This window comes from Pseudovibrio sp. SCP20 (assembly GCF_057774105.1).
The window spans coordinates 68839-84165 of sequence record NZ_JBYMDH010000007.1 but is presented as its reverse complement, the minus strand read 5'-3'; the positions used below and the strand labels follow the sequence as shown (position 1 = coordinate 84165).

Genomic DNA, 15327 nt, shown 5'->3' with positions numbered 1-15327 from the left:
ATGGAGACAGCCACCAAAAGCCGGGCACCACACTTAAGTGACACCCAACGGCTCGCGTGGCTTCGTCTCATACGCTCCGAAAATGTAGGTCCAAGAACCTTTCGCGAGCTCCTCAATCATTTCGGTTCAGCACAGGCAGCACTCGATGCCCTGCCAGAGCTTTCAAGAAGAGGTGGTAAGAAATCTTATCGCCTTTTTTCACAGGACAAAGCCGAAACAGAACTGGCTGCTCTTTATAAGATAGGCGCTCGCCTCATTGCTTTAGGCGAGCCAGCCTACCCACCTCTCCTCAGACATATAGACGCGCCGCCGCCTTTGTTGGCTGTTCGGGCCCGAGACCCGCTCCAGCAAGAACTCACCGGAACGCAGAAAACTCTTGCGATCATCGGCGCCCGCAACTGCTCCGCCGCTGGAGCCAAGTTTGCTACCCAGCTGGCAGGTGAACTATCAACTCAAGGCTTCACGATCATCTCCGGTCTCGCCCGCGGTATCGACAGCGCCGCACACCATGCCGCACTGTCATCCGGCACCATCGCAGCCTTCGCTGGCGGTATCGACACAGTCTATCCCAAAGAAAATCTGGAACTTTTTTCATCCATGATCGCCACCAATGGTGCCGCGATTTCCGAAATGCCCATCAGCTGGCAGCCGCGAGCACGGGATTTCCCCCGCCGCAATCGTCTTATCTCGGGAATGTCATTGGGTGTCATCTTAATTGAAGCCGCTGAAAAATCCGGCTCTCTCCACACCGCTCGCTACGCCTTGGAGCAAAACCGCGAGATCCTTGCCGTCCCCGGTTCACCTTTGGATCCACGCTCTGTGGGCGCAAATAAACTGATCCAGCAAGGCGCCGCCCTAGTTCAGTCTGTTGATGATGTACTGGATATCATGGAGCCTAAGATCTCCATGTCTCTGCCCTTACATCAAGGCATTGAGGAGCCAACGATCAACTGGCCCGAGCTGGACAGCCCTGACACCAACAGCCCGTCTCCCCCGCTCAACGCCAACGAACAGGACAGGCAAGCAGTCATCGATGCCTTAAGCGAAACACCCATAGATCAAGACGAACTGCTGCGTTTCACAGGCGTTTCCTTGCAAACGCTTCAGCTCATCCTGTTGGAAATCGAACTGGCTGGGCGACTAGAACGGCACAAACCCAACAAGCTTTCTATGATCCACACAGGCACCACATAATAATGTGGGTGATCACTCCGCGTCTAAAGCTGCATCGGCCAGCTCAGAAGGCTCATCTTCCTCGGAAGTTTTGCCAGACCGCGCTTCAGCTTCCTTCTGCGCAAGCAGCAATAAGTACCCAAGCAGATCCAACCTGTGTGTTCGCGCCATGTCACTCAATTCACGACACATTTTGGCGCAGTACTCGGCCACATCGTGAGTTTCGATTGTTCTGTCATTTTTCGGCAACGGGTATTTACGCAAGCTTTTTAACCTTCTTATGCAACCATGACACAAGCCTCACATGGCAAAAAGCGCTTTGCTATCTGAGGGTTATAGCAATTAATGCAATTACCTTAGGTTGTATATTTTATCAAGCACAACCAAAATATGACCCAAGGAAAATTAAGGGAGTGGCTTTTCCGCTCTTGACCAATTGATCTGAAAAGGCCATTTGACAGCCGCGAAGTCATCCGAGATTGTGTCGGTTCGACTCATAAAACGGTTTTTGATTTATCAATTCCAAGACGAGATTTACGCGAAAGCCAGGAAATCAATGAACGTAGTCATTGTGGAATCACCGGCGAAAGCCAAGACCATCAACAAATATCTGGGCAAGGACTATACAGTTCTGGCGTCCTACGGCCATGTGCGCGATCTGCCTCCGAAGGACGGCTCCGTATTGCCGGACGACGACTTTGCCATGTCCTGGTCTGTGGATTCCAAATCTCAAAAGCGCCTGTCGGAAATCGCCAGCGCGGTGAAGGAGGCTGACCGCCTTATTCTCGCAACTGACCCCGACCGCGAAGGGGAAGCCATTTCCTGGCACGTCTTGGAAGTTTTAAAAAAGAAACGCGTCCTGAAGGACAAGAAGATTGAGCGCGTGGTTTTCAACGCGATCACCAAAAGTTCCATTCTGGAAGCGATGAAAAATCCGCGTGAACTGGATGAGCCGCTTGTCGATGCTTATCTGGCCCGTCGCGCACTGGATTATCTGGTAGGTTTCACCCTCTCTCCTGTTCTGTGGCGCAAGCTGCCGGGCGCCCGCTCCGCAGGTCGTGTGCAATCTGTTGCACTCCGCCTTGTGTGCCAGCGTGAGAACGAGATCGAAACATTCCAGTCACAGGAATACTGGTCCATTCTGGCAAACCTGAACACACCGGAAAACGCTCCGGTTCAGGCACGCCTGACTGGCTTTGACGGCCAGAAGATCACACGTCTCGACATTAAGAACGAACAGGAAGCCACTACAATCAAGCAGATGCTTGATGGGGCAAGCTTCCAGGTTTCTAACGTTGAGAGTAAGCCACAGCGCCGCAATCCATACGCGCCGTTCACCACCTCTACCCTTCAGCAGGAAGCTTCCCGTAAGCTCGGCTTTGCAGCAGCTCGCACCATGCAGGTTGCGCAGAAGCTTTATGAAGGCGCCAACATTGGCGGTGAAACAACCGGCTTGATCACCTATATGCGTACCGATGGTGTGCAGATCGCTCAGGAAGCTATTACGAGCGCCCGTGGTGTTATCGCTTCCCGTTATGGCGATGAGTATGTGCCTGAAAAGCCGCGCATGTACTCTTCCAAAGCGAAAAACGCTCAGGAAGCGCACGAAGCGATCCGCCCGACCGATCTGACCCGTCACCCACGTGACATGGCAAAGTTCCTCGACGAAGACGGCGCACGTCTTTACGAGCTGATCTGGAAGCGTACCATCGCCTCCCAGATGGAATCTGCCGTTCTGGAACGCACCACCGTTGATATTGATGCTGTAAACGGCGCCAAGAAAGCTGCCCTGCGCGCATCTGGCTCTGTTGTTCGCTTCGACGGCTTCCTCACCCTTTATCAGGAAGGTAAAGATGATGAGGAAGACGAGGAAAGCAAGCGCCTGCCACCAATGACACGAGGCGACAGCCTTGGTCGCAAAGGCATTGAAGCCAACCAGCACTTCACTGAACCTCCACCACGCTTCACCGAAGCAACATTGGTGAAGAAGATGGAAGAGCTCGGCATTGGCCGCCCATCCACCTATGCTGCAACACTGCAGACCCTGCGTGATCGCGGCTACGTGGAACTGGACAAAAAGCGCCTGATCCCTCAGGACAAAGGCCGTCTGGTAACTGCGTTCCTTGAGGACTTCTTCAACCGCTATGTGGAGTACGACTTCACCGCGAGCCTTGAAGACCAGCTCGACAAGATTTCAGCCGGTGATCTGGAGTGGAAAGCCGTTTTGCGTGACTTCTGGAACCCGTTCCACGAAATTTGTGATGAGGTGATCAAGCGCTCCAACACCGAAGTGCTGGATGCCTTGAACGAAACCCTCAAAGCACACGTCTTCCCGGATAAGGAAGATGGTTCGGATCCACGCAAGTGTCCGAAGTGTGATACCGGTCGCCTGTCTTTGAAAGTCTCCCGCTTTGGCGCGTTTGTTGGCTGCTCCAACTACAACAAAGACAAAAAAGACGGCAAAGAGCCAAACGAGAACCCACCACACTGCGATTACACCCGTCAGCTCACCTCTGGTGGAGATTCTGATGCAGGTGCAGCAGCGGATGGACCTCAGGTTCTGGGCATTGATCCGGAAACGGGTTTGGAAGTCTCCTTGCGTACTGGCCGATTTGGCCCATATGTACAGCTGGGTGAAGAAGCAAAACCAAAGCGCTCTTCCTTGCCACGCGGCTGGAGTGCAGCCGATCTGGATCTGGAAAAAGCTCTTCAGCTTCTTTCCCTGCCACGCGAAGTCGGCACGCACCCGGAAGATGGCAAAACCATCTCCGCAGGCTTGGGCCGTTTCGGTCCGTTCGTCCTGCACGATGGTACCTACGCCAATCTGGATAGCCCGGACGAAGTCTTCTCTGTCGGCATCAACCGCGCCGTAACCCTGCTTGCTGAAAAGCGCGCAAAGGGTGGAGGCCGCGGAGCTGCCGCAAAACCACTCAAAGAGCTGGGCGACCACCCGGATGGCGGCGCCATCAACGTATACAGCGGTCGCTACGGCCCATACGTGAAGTGGGAAAAGATCAACGCAACCCTGCCAAAGGATGTTGCACCGGAAGCTGTCACGCTGGAACAGGCCATTGAGCTTGTCAACGCGAAAGCAGCTACCAAAGGAAAGAAAAAAGCGCCTGCCAAAAAGGCAGCTGCAAAGAAAACAACCGCCAAGAAAGCAGCGCCTAAAGGGGCACTGAAAGAGTTTGGCGACCATCCGGATGGTGGAGCGATGGAGCTGCGTGACAGTGGCCGCCTCGGTGTCCGGATCAAATGGGGCAAGGAGTTCGTCTCCCTGCCAAAAGGAACAGACCCGGAGACGGTAACCCGCGAACAGGCAATTGAGCTGATCAACGCGAAGAAGGGTTAAGATCCCCCCGTTACTCTCCGGATAACGAAACACGAGGGCTTCCGATCATCGGGAGCCCCTTTTCGCAGCGCATAAGCTGCACTGGATGAGATACATTGAGCCGAAAAAAGGCCGCTGAAAAAAGACACAAGGGACCGGCAGAGATGCCATCCCGCGAAGACATTCTGAAGTTTATTGCCGACAATCCCGGCAAAGCTGGCAAACGCGAAATCGCCCGCCATTTTGGCATCGTCGGCGCAGCGCGCATCCCCCTCAAGCGAATGCTGAAAGATCTGGCCGAAAGCGGTCACATCGAGAAACGCCGGAAACGCATGCTGCGTCCAGGCGACCTTCCTCCTGTCTTCGTAGTAAAAGTAACTGGCAGAACTGGCGACGGTGAGCTCCTCGGCATTCCGATGAACTGGGATGAAGAGCATGGTGAGCCGCCGAACGTCCTCGTCTTGCCGCAAAAGAACAAAAACAAATTCAACCCGGTTCCGGGTATTGGTGACCGCGCCCTTGTAAAGCTGATGGATGATCTGGATGGATCACCAGAAGCCCAGCACGTCGTGCGCGTGATGAAACGCCTTGAAAACCACGACACCGACATCCTCGGCATTCTGCGCATCAACAAGGCAACCAAAGCCGCGACACTGGAACCAGTCGACCGCAAACAACGCGAGATCGACGTGGATCCACGCGAGCTGCTGGACTCTGAAGACGGAGACCTCGTCAAAGTGGAGGTCCACAAAGTTGGCAGATACGGCACACCGCGTGGCCGCATCGTCAAACGCTTCGGCTCCACCACCTCGGAAATGGCTGTCTCCGAAATTGCGCTCCACACACACGGCATTCGCAATGAGTTCCCGGGTGCGGTGATCGCAGAATCTGAGAACATCAAGCCTGTCGGCAGCAAAGGTCGTGAAGACTGGCGCGCGATCCCTCTGATCACCATCGACCCGGCAACAGCAAAAGACCACGACGATGCGGTCTACGCTCAGCTGGACGACAATCCAGAGAACGAAGGCGGCTGTATCGTCTACGTCGCCATTGCAGACGTCGCAGCTTACGTGACACCGGGCTCTCCGATGGACAAGGAAGCACTGCTGCGCGGTAACTCGGTCTATTTCCCGGACCGCGTTATCCCGATGCTGCCAGAGCGCATCTCCAACAACCTGTGCTCCCTGCGCGAGAAAGAAGACCGTCCTTCCATGGCGACACGGATGGTCTTCGACAAGAACGGTAAGAAGATCTCTCACTCGTTCCACCGCGTCATCATGCGCAGCGCAGCCAAACTATCCTATCAGCAGGCCCAAAAAGCCATTGACGGTGTAACAGACGACGTCACAGGACCGCTTCTGGAGCCGGTTCTCCAACCGCTCTGGGCAGCCTATGAAATCCTGAAGCGTGGCCGCGACAAGCGCCAGCCGCTGGAACTGGACATCCCGGAACGCCGCATATTGCTCAAAGAAGATGGCACCGTTGACCAGATCGTCGTCCCGGATCGTCTGGATGCGCACAAACTCATTGAAGAGTGCATGATCCAGGCCAACGTGGCAGCCGCTGAAGAGCTGGAAAAACGCAAGTCTGCCCTGCTTTACCGCGTGCATGATGCATCAACACCGGAAAAGCTGGAGAACCTGCGGGACTTCCTCTCTACACTGGACGTCAAGCTACCTCACATCGGCGGCCTGCGTGCATCGGTGTTCAACAACATCCTCGACAAGTTCAAGGACACGGCCAGCGCGACCATGGTGTCCGAGGTTGTGCTGCGCTCACAGGCACAGGCAGAGTACAACGCCGACAATATCGGCCACTTCGGCCTGAACCTTCGACGTTATGCACACTTCACATCTCCTATTCGTCGTTATGCAGATTTGATAGTGCACCGCGCTCTCATCCGTGCCCTCGGCCTTGGAGATGACGGCCTGCCCTACGGCATCGAAGAGAAGCTACCAGCCATCGCAGCTGAGATTTCTGCCGCAGAACGCCGGGCAATGCTGGCCGAGCGCGAGACCATAGACCGCCTGATTGCTCTCTATCTGTGTGAACGGATTGGTGCGGAATTCTCCGGGCGAATTGCCGGAGTGACTAAATCAGGCATGTTCGTCAAGCTGCTACAAAATGGCGCAGACGGGTTCATTCCTGCATCTACCATTGGTATGGATTACTACGAATATGTAGAATCAGCTCATGCCCTTGTGGGCAGAGCAACTGGTGAAACCTACCAACTTGGTGATGCTGTGCAGGTCAAACTAGTAGAAGCCGCCCCATTTGCGGGGGCTTTGCGGTTTGAAATGTTGTCAAAAGGCAAATCCAAGGGCGAGGCAGCGGGACGGGTTGCTAAGCACAAGGGTTGGCAAGCAAGAAACAAAAGCAAGCCAAAAGGTTTACGCCGGTCAAAAGACGGAAATAAGCGGAAGCGTAGGTAATTTACGTGCGCTCCCCTGCATTTACGGGACGGGAAAGGCAGGTATAAATGAATACCCATCAAGATCGGAATACCGGAGAAGCGGTGCTGCGCGGTATGCGCTGCAAATGCCCTTCTTGCGGCGTTGGCTCCATCTTCAACGGCTACCTGAGTGTGAAGCAATCCTGCGACAACTGTGGTGAGGAGCTTCACCACCACCGCGCGGATGATGCCCCGCCCTATTTCACAATCTTTATCGTTGGCCACGTCGTAGTTGCGCTGGCCATGTGGGTAGAGATGGCCTACGTGCCGCCAATGTGGCTTCACATGGCTGTCTGGCTACCTTTGACCCTCATCATGTCTCTCGCCTTCTTACGCCCTATCAAGGGCGCTCTGGTTGGTTTGCAATGGGCACTACGTATGGATGGCTTTGCAACTGCAGGCAAAGCACCTAGTTTTGGCCCAACACGCGCCAATCAGAGGTAAGGAATGTCCACGGAAGACCTGACGAAAGAAGTCAAAGTTGAGCGAGCGGAAGAAAACAACGATCCGAGCGCTCAACCATTGAGGCCGAAAGACGCCTCCACACTGCTTATTCTGGATCGCAAGGAAGATGGTTCCCTGCACCTACTCATGGGCAAACGCCACATGGCGCACAAGTTCATGCCGGGTAAGTTCGTGTTCCCAGGTGGCCGCGTTGATTCCGAAGACAGCCGCGTAAAATATGTTCGCGACTATCATCCAGACGTACTGGCCAAACTGAACTACGACAAAAAGCAGATTAAAACGGAAAGCCGCCTGCGCGCACTGGCAATTGCCGCCATTCGCGAAACCTATGAGGAAGCGGGCCTTTTCGTTGGCACCAAAACCGAGGGCAACAGCGAACCTGCTGGTCCGGGTTTTGAGGCATTTGACGAGCTGGGCATCCAACCAGATCTGGAGCCACTGCGCTTCGTGGCACGTGCAATCACCCCTCCGGGCAGAACACGTCGCTTTGACGCACGTTTCTTCGCGGTCTGGGCAGACCAGATCGCACACAAGCTGGAAACAGGCATCGGCCCGACAGAAGAGCTGGAAGAACTCCAGTGGCTGCCAATCGAGCAATGCAAAGAGCTGGACCTGCCACGCATCACTCTGGCTGTTCTGACAGACTTGGAGAACCGACTGGCGAAAGACCCTGAGCTTTCCCCGAATGGTCCGGTTCCATACTACTACTGGAAGAACGACGGCTTCGCGCGCGAAGAAATCTAATTCAGAATACCCGAGGCGCAACAAACATATATCACTGTGATACTATGTGTTGCGCCTTGCACTTTTCCTGATAGAAGCATTTACAGCATATTCCCGAAAAGAGATTTCGGATTTCGGGAATATGCGCATGAAAATGATTTGATGCATGATGTGCGAGTGCATATGAGCTCATTATGCTGCAAATCACTTGCTCATATCGAGCTCAGAATGCAGTTATGTAAATGGTTCAGTTATCGGGCACGCTAGCCAGCTCCCTCTCCCCCAGACAGGTCCGCGGCATCATTGCCGCCATCGCAGCGATTACAGCTGTTGGCCTCTCCCTGTCCGCAAGCCTTCCTCTTCTGGCACTCACGCTTGAGTATCGCGGCATCAGTGACACTTGGATCGGCATCAACACCGCCTTCTCCGGCGTTGCCTCCATTGTCGCCACCCCAGTCGGTCCGTATCTCGCCCGTAAGCTGGGCACACCTCAGGCCCTTCTGATCAGCTTACTGGTTGCAGGCTTCTCACTGCCCTTCTTCTTTGTGCTTGAAAACTTCTGGGCATGGTTCCCGCTGCGCCTGCTGTTCCATGGCGCAACCACCTCCGCCTTCATTCTCTCAGAGTTCTGGATCAACGCATTAGCACCGTCAAAGCACAGAGGCTTCCTGATGGGCGTCTATGCAACAGTGCTTGCGCTCGGCTTCGCCTCAGGCCCTCTGGTTCTCGCTTATGCTGGCACGACAGGCGCGCTTCCATTCCTTCTGGCAGGCGCCGGCATCATTATTGCTGCCCTGCCTGTTCTCGTCGGCTTCAACGCTGCGCCGAGAATCGAAAGCAAAGCAACTTCAAAGCTCTACGCCTTTTTGTGGATAGCTCCAGCAGCCACCCTGGCCGGATTTGTCTTTGGAGCTGTGGAACAATCCGGCATCTCCCTGCTCCCGCTGTTCGGCCTCAAGATCGGCCTGACAGCAGAAACAGCCACCCTGCTCGTCTCCGCTATGGCCGCTGGCAACATGGTGCTGCAGATCCCTCTAGGCATGCTATCGGACCGTATGAACCGCCGCCACTTGCTCATCTATTGCGGTGCGTTTGGCGTCATTGGTGCGCTGCTCATGATCCCGCTATCCGGCAGTTTCTATGGCATTTGCGCCCTTCTCTTCGTTTGGGGCGGCGTGGTTGCGGGCCTCTACACCGTTGGCCTCACACATCTGGGGGCACGCTTTGACGGCGCTAATCTAGCATCCGCAAATGCGGCCTTTGTCCTCATGTATTCCATTGGACAGTTAGTCGGACCTGCCTCTACGGGCCTTGCTCTTTCCACGTGGGGAGCCGATGGACTACCACTGGTATTTGCAGGATTCTTGGGCGCATACGTAATTATATGCCTGATAAGGGGGACAAGACTGGGCGCAGCCCGCTAATGCATCTTGACTTTAGCCCTGTGATTAGTAATGTGCGCGCTGAATTCCCAAAGTTTCACCGGAAGCGCACCCTACCCCGAAGCGAAGGTGTGAGGGTGCCACCGGGACAAACAAAACAACCGGCCACTTTTAAAAGGCCGAAAACAGACAGGATCCTTAGCGATGGCCAAGGCGACCACCATTAAGATCAAGCTGCAGTCCACTGCGGACACCGGCTACTTCTACGTGACCAAAAAGAACTCCCGCACCATGACCGAAAAAATGGTGAAGCGTAAATACGACCCAGTCGTAAAGAAGCACGTTGAGTTCAAAGAAACCAAGATCAAGTAAGTCTTGGCTTCAGCTGAATTTTCAAAAAAGGCGTTTGCATTTTGCAAGCGCCTTTTTTGTATGCACAGCACCGATAATCAGGCGGAATACCCTTCCTAAAACTGTGGTTTTCAGAAGTAAAAGCACTCCACTAGCTCGCGCGCTCGTGCGCCACCCCACTCAATTGTCAGGGGTAGACAACATTTCCTCACACAAGAGGATTTTGACTGAGTATAGTCCCGTCAACACGGTCATTTCCGCTTCAATTTCAAAGAGAATTGGCCTTACCAAAAACTTTGACACATAACGAACTGCCCCAGACTGAATGACGGATCACACCACCTTAAAACCCATCTTGCTCTCACCACACACCATCTCATCCGCGCAGGCGAACACAGCCCAGCGCACAGCATGCGCTTGCACAGCAATGTCTCATTCTGCTGATAGGGAAGAAAATTGGTGGCCGGCGAGAACCGGATGACACGAGGAGGCCACTCAGAACCCGTTTACTCGCCGGCCAACCCCACGGACCCAGGAGATGCGGCGGACCTGAGCGCTCCGTAGGGAGTCTATCTGGCAGTATTGCTGGGATTTGTTCAATCAACCAAGAGCCAATACTGCGATCTTGCAGTCATTAATTTCATGAAGCAGATGATATCGTATATCACCATCGCAACATTTACGACTTTAGTAAAGCTTTAAGGTAATTGCGCTCCTGAAAATGGAGGGGATTCTTGACCTATACACAACAAAAGGAAAGAAACCGCCGTTTTTCAAGAGGCAACCACACAGAAACCCTGCAGTTCCCGCAAGACTCACTCGGTGATTTCATCTAGTTTCAAAGACCTACGACTTTTGATGTGAGTCTTTCATCCAGTGAAAACTGACAATCTCAAGCAGAATACTAAAGCGTTGCTTCCCGATAATTTGCGAACCTGCAACTTCTAGCTGAACACAATTTACCAATTAACCACAATCAAAAATAATCACGGTTGTTTTATGTGTCCTGCAAGAAGCCTGAAACGGTCTCAAGGAAATTACCCACGGAGATTGGCTTGGAGATATAAGCCTCACACCCACCCTGACGGATGCGCTCCTCATCGCCCTTCATGGCAAAAGCCGTTACCGCGATCACAGGAATGATCTTCAGCTCATCATCCTCTTTGATCCATTTGGTCACTTCAAGCCCCGAAACTTCGGGCAACTGAATATCCATCAGGATCAAATCCGGTTTATGTGCACGAGCAAGCTCAAGCGCCTCCATCCCATTGCGAGATTGCAAGGTCGCGTAGCCATGAGCCTCAAGCAGATCGTTAAACAGCTTCATGTTGAGTTCGTTGTCTTCAACAATCAGCACGGTCTTTTGCATCAGTTCAGTCCTGCACAGAATGCTGCCCCAAAAATGGTTTAGCCATAAATAAAGGTGTGGTGCAGCCGCCCTGCGACTGGCATTGGAACAAGTCCCACACTAAATTTCCTGCTACATAGTTAATTCGGATTCGTTTCAGAAAGGCAAACACCAATGAATTTAGGCAAAACCGGCAGTTTGACCGAAGATACTGCACAGGAAATTGCAATTGGTGCCCTATCATTTCTCAGCAGCGACCCGGAACAGCTCGGCCGCTTCCTGTCTTTGGCCGGGATTGGACCTCAGGAGATTCGCGATGCGGCAGCCGAGCCGGGCTTCCTCGCAGGGGTTCTGGAATTTTTAATGCAGGACGAGCAGCTCTTGCTGGCCTATACGGAAAGCGCTGGCATTCGCCCAACGATGATTGCAGCCGCTCACCTGAAACTTGCCGGAGGCGTTGATTACTTTGCCCACCATTAGCACAGCAAGCGCGAGCACATTGCAGCAGATCAGCCTGATCGAAAAGCGCGCCCACCCTCTCCTCATCTGCGACGTGGACGAAGTGCTCCTGCAATTCATCCCACACCTTGAACGCTTCATGGCTGACAATGGCATATCCTTCAAGGAAACCGCCTATCGCCTGAAAGCCAACATGGTCTACACCCAGTCCGGCGAAAAACTTTCTGATGATGCCTGCATGGCCGTCATTCATGACTTCTTTGAAAGCGAAGTCGGCCGACAGGAAGCAGTACCCCATGCGGCTGAACAGCTGGAGCGTCTATCGAAACTCTGCGACATCGTCATCCTGACCAACCTGCCCGGCACTCATAACAAGCCTACCCGCGAGAACCTCTTAAAGAGCCTTGGCATGGGCTACCCGCTTGTGACCAATGACGGCCCAAAAGGCGGTGCAGTTGCAGCTCTGTGCGCAGAGCGCGCTCATCATCCGGTTATCTTTATAGATGACAGCCCAACCAACATCCTTTCAGTCGGCAAAAGCACGCCGCACGTCCAGCTGGTGCATTTCATTGCCGATCCACGCTTCTACGCAACATCCAGCGACCTGCCCAACGTGGCACTCAAAAGCAATTGCTGGAAAGAAACCGGCGACTTTATTGAAAATTTGTTGGTCGCTGCTGTAAAGTAAGGTCTCAGGCTGCAAGTGAACCTTTTACCAACCCAGAGAACCCAAGCGTGGAACACCTTTCAAGCACGTCGCTCCAGTATTTTCTGGAGCGTTTTGGACATTTAAACGGGGCCGTATTGCGCAGCGCCCTGTTCACTTCAGGAAAAGCAGATGGCCCCGGCGCTGTAACGCTGGAGTTTGCCGCCCACGACTGCCAGCGCCCGGCAGCAGCTCCGCAAGACTCGCTCAGCACATTGCGGATCAAGGTGGAAGAGAGCGTCGAGTTCAATCTGAAAGAACCAAGCGATATCTCCAACACCGTCATCAAACACCCTATTGTCGGCATGTTTATGCAAGACAAGTTCTTCCTCAACTTCGATCCAGTGAACTCAAAGGACTGGACCATTGAGGAATGGGACAAAGACCAGATGCGCAGCTCTGTGTTTTATGTGGCTGGCGCACGGATTTCATGGGAGACTGACGAGTAGTTCATGCTAAAGCCCTGTCCACGAGAAAGCTGCAATTGATCGGAGCTCTGACTTCATGGCGACTGAGGCCACCACACCTCTCAAAGCACTCTGCCGGGACTGCTCACACAGATTCCGCGCAGACCTGACGCGATGCCCCAAATGCGGCAGCCCGCGCATCCTCGCCCATGCAGAACTGGACAGCCTTGAGATCGCCCACATCGACTGTGATGCATTCTACGCCTCCGTCGAAAAGCGCGAGAACCCTGAACTTGCAGACAGGCCCGTCATCGTTGGCGGCGGCCACCGCGGTGTCGTCTCCGCCGCCTGCTACATTGCCCGTATCTACGGCGTTCGCTCCGCCATGCCTATGTTCAAAGCGCGTGAGCTCTGTCCGGACGCAGTCGTCATCAAACCGCGCATGGATCTCTACTCACAGGTCGGCAGGCAAATCCGCGAAGAGATGGAAAAACTCACCCCTCTGGTAGAGCCCCTTTCCATCGACGAAGCCTTCCTAGACCTCTCCGGCACACAAAAACTCCACGGCGCGACACCAGCAGAACTGCTCGTGCAGTTCGCGATTAAGATCCAGAAAGAGCTGAGACTGTCCGTCTCTGTGGGCCTTGCGCCCAACAAGTTCCTCGCCAAAATCGCCTCAGACCTCGACAAGCCCCGCGGCTTCTCGGTGATTGGAGACGTGGAGAAGAAAGAGTTTCTGGCCAGGCAACCCACCAGCGTCATTTGGGGCGTTGGCAAGGTGTTTCAGGCAAAACTGGAACGTGATGGCATCAGAACCATCGGCCAGCTCCAGCAAAAAGACCCAACCGACCTTGCCCGTAAATACGGCGCCATGGGCCTGCGTCTGGCAAAGCTGTGCCAAGGCGAGGACGATCGGAACGTCTCCTCTAACCGCGGAGCCAAAAGCATCAGCGGAGAGACCACGTTCAACACAGACATCTCAGACGTTACCCAGCTCTCCAAGAGCCTGTGGGCCCTGACGGAGAAAGTCTCGTACCGCACAAAAAAAGCGGAGAAGTCCGGTAGATCCGTCACACTCAAACTTAAAACAGCGGACTTCAAAACCATCACCCGCTCCCGTATGCTGCACGACCCGACGCAGCTTGCTGACAAGATCTTCCGCACCGCAGACGACCTGCTCCATAACGTTGCCGACGGTAAGTTGCGCTTCCGTCTCATTGGTGTCGGGATTGGGGATCTGGGCCCTGCCGATCAGGCCGACCCGGAAGACCTGCTGGATGAACAGGCAGGAAAACGCGCCAAAGCTGAACGCGCCATGGATGCTTTACGCGGAAAGTTCAAAGACAGCTCAGTCGTCTCTCTCGGCAGATCCATCAAAACGCCGGACAAGAGATAGCCTCAGCGCAGCTGCTCTTTTTTGAGCCTACCATCAAACGGCACACTCACCTCTTCTTCCAAAGCAACAGAACTGCCACAGGTGCTTGCAGGTATCATCGGCTTCAGCTCAAGCTCTACCAAGGCACCTTCCAGCTCAAACACGCCGTAGTTCAGATTCATGCTTCTGGAAACGCCATTCTCATGCAAAACCGTATGCATCTGATAGTCAGGCGCACGCTCGCCACGCACACCATCACTCAGGTTGAAATAAGCAATGGAAACCGGCCACGCATCAGCTGCGCCTAATGCTTTGGGCAGCGAAATCTGATCAGAGCGCTGATCCAGTGGATCAGCCAGTTTGCGCCCCACAACAGTGGTCGCCTCAAACAACTGCTCCCCAGTCACACTACCATCATACAGCTTGGAGACCATGAAGTGCTTTCCGAGAGTGGCTCCATCAATCACGCTGTGAAGGTGTTGCAAAGGGAACATGATAGCCCCGTCAAAGCTCAATGACTTGCCGTCCGGACCACTCAGATCCACATCCACCTTAGAACTTTGATGCTCCGCTTTACCCTGTGCCTGCTCCGCCAGAAAATCACCAATGAACGTCTGATAAGCAAAGGAGAGCTGAGAATTATCCGGCGCCTCGAAGTAGGTACTACGAAGATCAGTGACCGTTTCCTCCCCCTCCTCGTCAATGCTCATCACCACAAATCGCAGATCCACATTAAAGCCATCACAGACTGAGCCGGAAAGCTCATAGACCATACGTCCGTTCACATCAGCGATATCCGCACCACTCTGGGCACTGGAAAGTCTCATATCATAAACGGCGCGGTGAGGTTGGAGGTCGGCAGCATTGCCACTGGAGGGAGTAAGAAGTAAGCAGAGGGAGAGAGAAGACCCAGCGATTGCGGGAAGAGCGAACCTCCCCGACCCGTGTCTGAAGCGTAGTTTCAGCATAAAACCTCCGATCATGTCGGAACAAAAGACACGTGGGCATGCCTCTCTTCCATTCCCAAAGAGTGCATAAACGCCGGTACCAACGCAAACATTCCGCCAAGGAAATCAGAGCTAGGGTAAATCTTTCAAATTGGATACACGTTTCCCACGTAGACAACGCTCCATGCACCCTTGCAACTCTGGTGAT

General features: G+C 53.9%; 14 protein-coding genes. 11 read left to right on the top strand and 3 right to left on the bottom strand.

The genetic code is table 11. The annotated features are described in order from the left end of the window. The gene (dprA, locus tag AC3CB2_RS22570; protein WP_352936560.1) at nucleotides 1–1194 is read left to right on the top strand and encodes a DNA-processing protein DprA; all 1194 of its coding nucleotides are present in this window, start codon (nucleotides 1–3) and stop codon (nucleotides 1192–1194) included. 12 nt (nucleotides 1195–1206) lie between these two features. Here dprA and AC3CB2_RS22565 read toward each other — a convergent pair whose 3' ends face one another. Next, nucleotides 1207–1437, bottom strand: coding sequence for a hypothetical protein (locus AC3CB2_RS22565; RefSeq protein ID WP_352936558.1), 231 nt, complete (start codon nucleotides 1435–1437; stop codon nucleotides 1207–1209). 292 nt (nucleotides 1438–1729) lie between these two features. Between AC3CB2_RS22565 and topA the strand changes: the two genes are divergently transcribed. The 6 genes from topA to rpmG all read left to right on the top strand — a co-directional run bounded on the left by topA (nucleotide 1730) and on the right by rpmG (nucleotide 9898). Further along, nucleotides 1730–4525, top strand: a complete 2796-nt coding sequence (gene topA, locus AC3CB2_RS22560) for a type I DNA topoisomerase (RefSeq protein ID WP_352936556.1) — start codon at nucleotides 1730–1732, stop codon at nucleotides 4523–4525. Between the two features lie 143 nt (nucleotides 4526–4668). Continuing rightward, nucleotides 4669–6936: a ribonuclease R gene (gene rnr, locus AC3CB2_RS22555; protein WP_014286235.1), complete on the top strand. Its 2268-nt coding sequence runs from the start codon at nucleotides 4669–4671 to the stop codon at nucleotides 6934–6936. A 47-nt stretch (nucleotides 6937–6983) separates the two neighbouring features. Further along, nucleotides 6984–7400, top strand: coding sequence for a DUF983 domain-containing protein (locus AC3CB2_RS22550; RefSeq protein ID WP_008552989.1), 417 nt, complete (start codon nucleotides 6984–6986; stop codon nucleotides 7398–7400). A gap of 3 nt (nucleotides 7401–7403) precedes the next feature. Continuing rightward, on the top strand, nucleotides 7404–8165 hold the full coding sequence (locus AC3CB2_RS22545) for an NUDIX hydrolase (RefSeq protein WP_083416736.1): 762 nt from the start codon (nucleotides 7404–7406) through the stop codon (nucleotides 8163–8165). Nucleotides 8166–8386: 221 nt separating this feature from the next. Next, nucleotides 8387–9568, top strand: coding sequence for an MFS transporter (locus AC3CB2_RS22540; RefSeq protein ID WP_014286238.1), 1182 nt, complete (start codon nucleotides 8387–8389; stop codon nucleotides 9566–9568). A gap of 162 nt (nucleotides 9569–9730) precedes the next feature. Beyond that, on the top strand, nucleotides 9731–9898 hold the full coding sequence (gene rpmG / locus AC3CB2_RS22535) for a 50S ribosomal protein L33 (RefSeq protein WP_008552972.1): 168 nt from the start codon (nucleotides 9731–9733) through the stop codon (nucleotides 9896–9898). 976 nt (nucleotides 9899–10874) lie between these two features. Here the strand turns inward: rpmG and AC3CB2_RS22530 are convergent. Beyond that, nucleotides 10875–11246, bottom strand: a complete 372-nt coding sequence (locus AC3CB2_RS22530; protein WP_008552987.1) for a response regulator — start codon at nucleotides 11244–11246, stop codon at nucleotides 10875–10877. A 153-nt stretch (nucleotides 11247–11399) separates the two neighbouring features. On the opposite strand from AC3CB2_RS22530, the gene AC3CB2_RS22525 reads away from it, so the two are divergent. The 4 genes from AC3CB2_RS22525 (at nucleotide 11400) to AC3CB2_RS22510 (ending at nucleotide 14193) form a co-directional block, all read left to right on the top strand. Further along, on the top strand, nucleotides 11400–11705 hold the full coding sequence (locus AC3CB2_RS22525; RefSeq protein WP_014286240.1) for a DUF3572 domain-containing protein: 306 nt from the start codon (nucleotides 11400–11402) through the stop codon (nucleotides 11703–11705). Continuing rightward, a complete protein-coding gene (locus AC3CB2_RS22520; RefSeq protein WP_352936552.1) occupies nucleotides 11692–12372 on the top strand; it encodes a hypothetical protein in 681 nt (226 codons plus the stop codon). The genes AC3CB2_RS22525 and AC3CB2_RS22520 overlap by 14 nt, the downstream gene beginning before the upstream one ends. Before the next feature lie 116 nt (nucleotides 12373–12488). Beyond that, nucleotides 12489–12839 carry a hypothetical protein gene (locus AC3CB2_RS22515; protein ID WP_352936550.1) on the top strand — a complete coding sequence of 117 codons (351 nt, stop codon included), beginning with the start codon at nucleotides 12489–12491 and terminating at the stop codon, nucleotides 12837–12839. Between the two features lie 55 nt (nucleotides 12840–12894). Beyond that, entirely contained in the window at nucleotides 12895–14193 is a 1299-nt protein-coding gene (locus AC3CB2_RS22510) for a DNA polymerase IV (RefSeq protein ID WP_352936548.1), read from the top strand. 2 nt (nucleotides 14194–14195) lie between these two features. On the opposite strand, the gene AC3CB2_RS22505 is transcribed toward AC3CB2_RS22510, so the two are convergent. After that, nucleotides 14196–15140: an EipB family protein gene (locus AC3CB2_RS22505; protein ID WP_352936546.1), complete on the bottom strand. Its 945-nt coding sequence runs from the start codon at nucleotides 15138–15140 to the stop codon at nucleotides 14196–14198. Between the last annotated feature and the right edge of the window lie 187 nt (nucleotides 15141–15327).

What these genes read in the sequence shown, in the direction of transcription:
- AC3CB2_RS22530 (WP_008552987.1), bottom strand. Translation starts at nt 11,246, where the DNA reads ATGCAAAAGACCGTGCTGATTGTTGAAGACAACGAACTCAACATGAAG.
- AC3CB2_RS22550 (WP_008552989.1), top strand. Translation starts at nt 6,984, where the DNA reads ATGAATACCCATCAAGATCGGAATACCGGAGAAGCGGTGCTGCGCGGT.
- AC3CB2_RS22510 (WP_352936548.1), top strand. Translation starts at nt 12,895, where the DNA reads ATGGCGACTGAGGCCACCACACCTCTCAAAGCACTCTGCCGGGACTGC.
- topA (WP_352936556.1), top strand. Translation starts at nt 1,730, where the DNA reads ATGAACGTAGTCATTGTGGAATCACCGGCGAAAGCCAAGACCATCAAC.
- AC3CB2_RS22525 (WP_014286240.1), top strand. Translation starts at nt 11,400, where the DNA reads ATGAATTTAGGCAAAACCGGCAGTTTGACCGAAGATACTGCACAGGAA.
- AC3CB2_RS22540 (WP_014286238.1), top strand. Translation starts at nt 8,387, where the DNA reads ATGGTTCAGTTATCGGGCACGCTAGCCAGCTCCCTCTCCCCCAGACAG.
- dprA (WP_352936560.1), top strand. Translation starts at nt 1, where the DNA reads ATGGAGACAGCCACCAAAAGCCGGGCACCACACTTAAGTGACACCCAA.
- rpmG (WP_008552972.1), top strand. Translation starts at nt 9,731, where the DNA reads ATGGCCAAGGCGACCACCATTAAGATCAAGCTGCAGTCCACTGCGGAC.
- AC3CB2_RS22505 (WP_352936546.1), bottom strand. Translation starts at nt 15,140, where the DNA reads ATGCTGAAACTACGCTTCAGACACGGGTCGGGGAGGTTCGCTCTTCCC.
- AC3CB2_RS22545 (WP_083416736.1), top strand. Translation starts at nt 7,404, where the DNA reads ATGTCCACGGAAGACCTGACGAAAGAAGTCAAAGTTGAGCGAGCGGAA.
- rnr (WP_014286235.1), top strand. Translation starts at nt 4,669, where the DNA reads ATGCCATCCCGCGAAGACATTCTGAAGTTTATTGCCGACAATCCCGGC.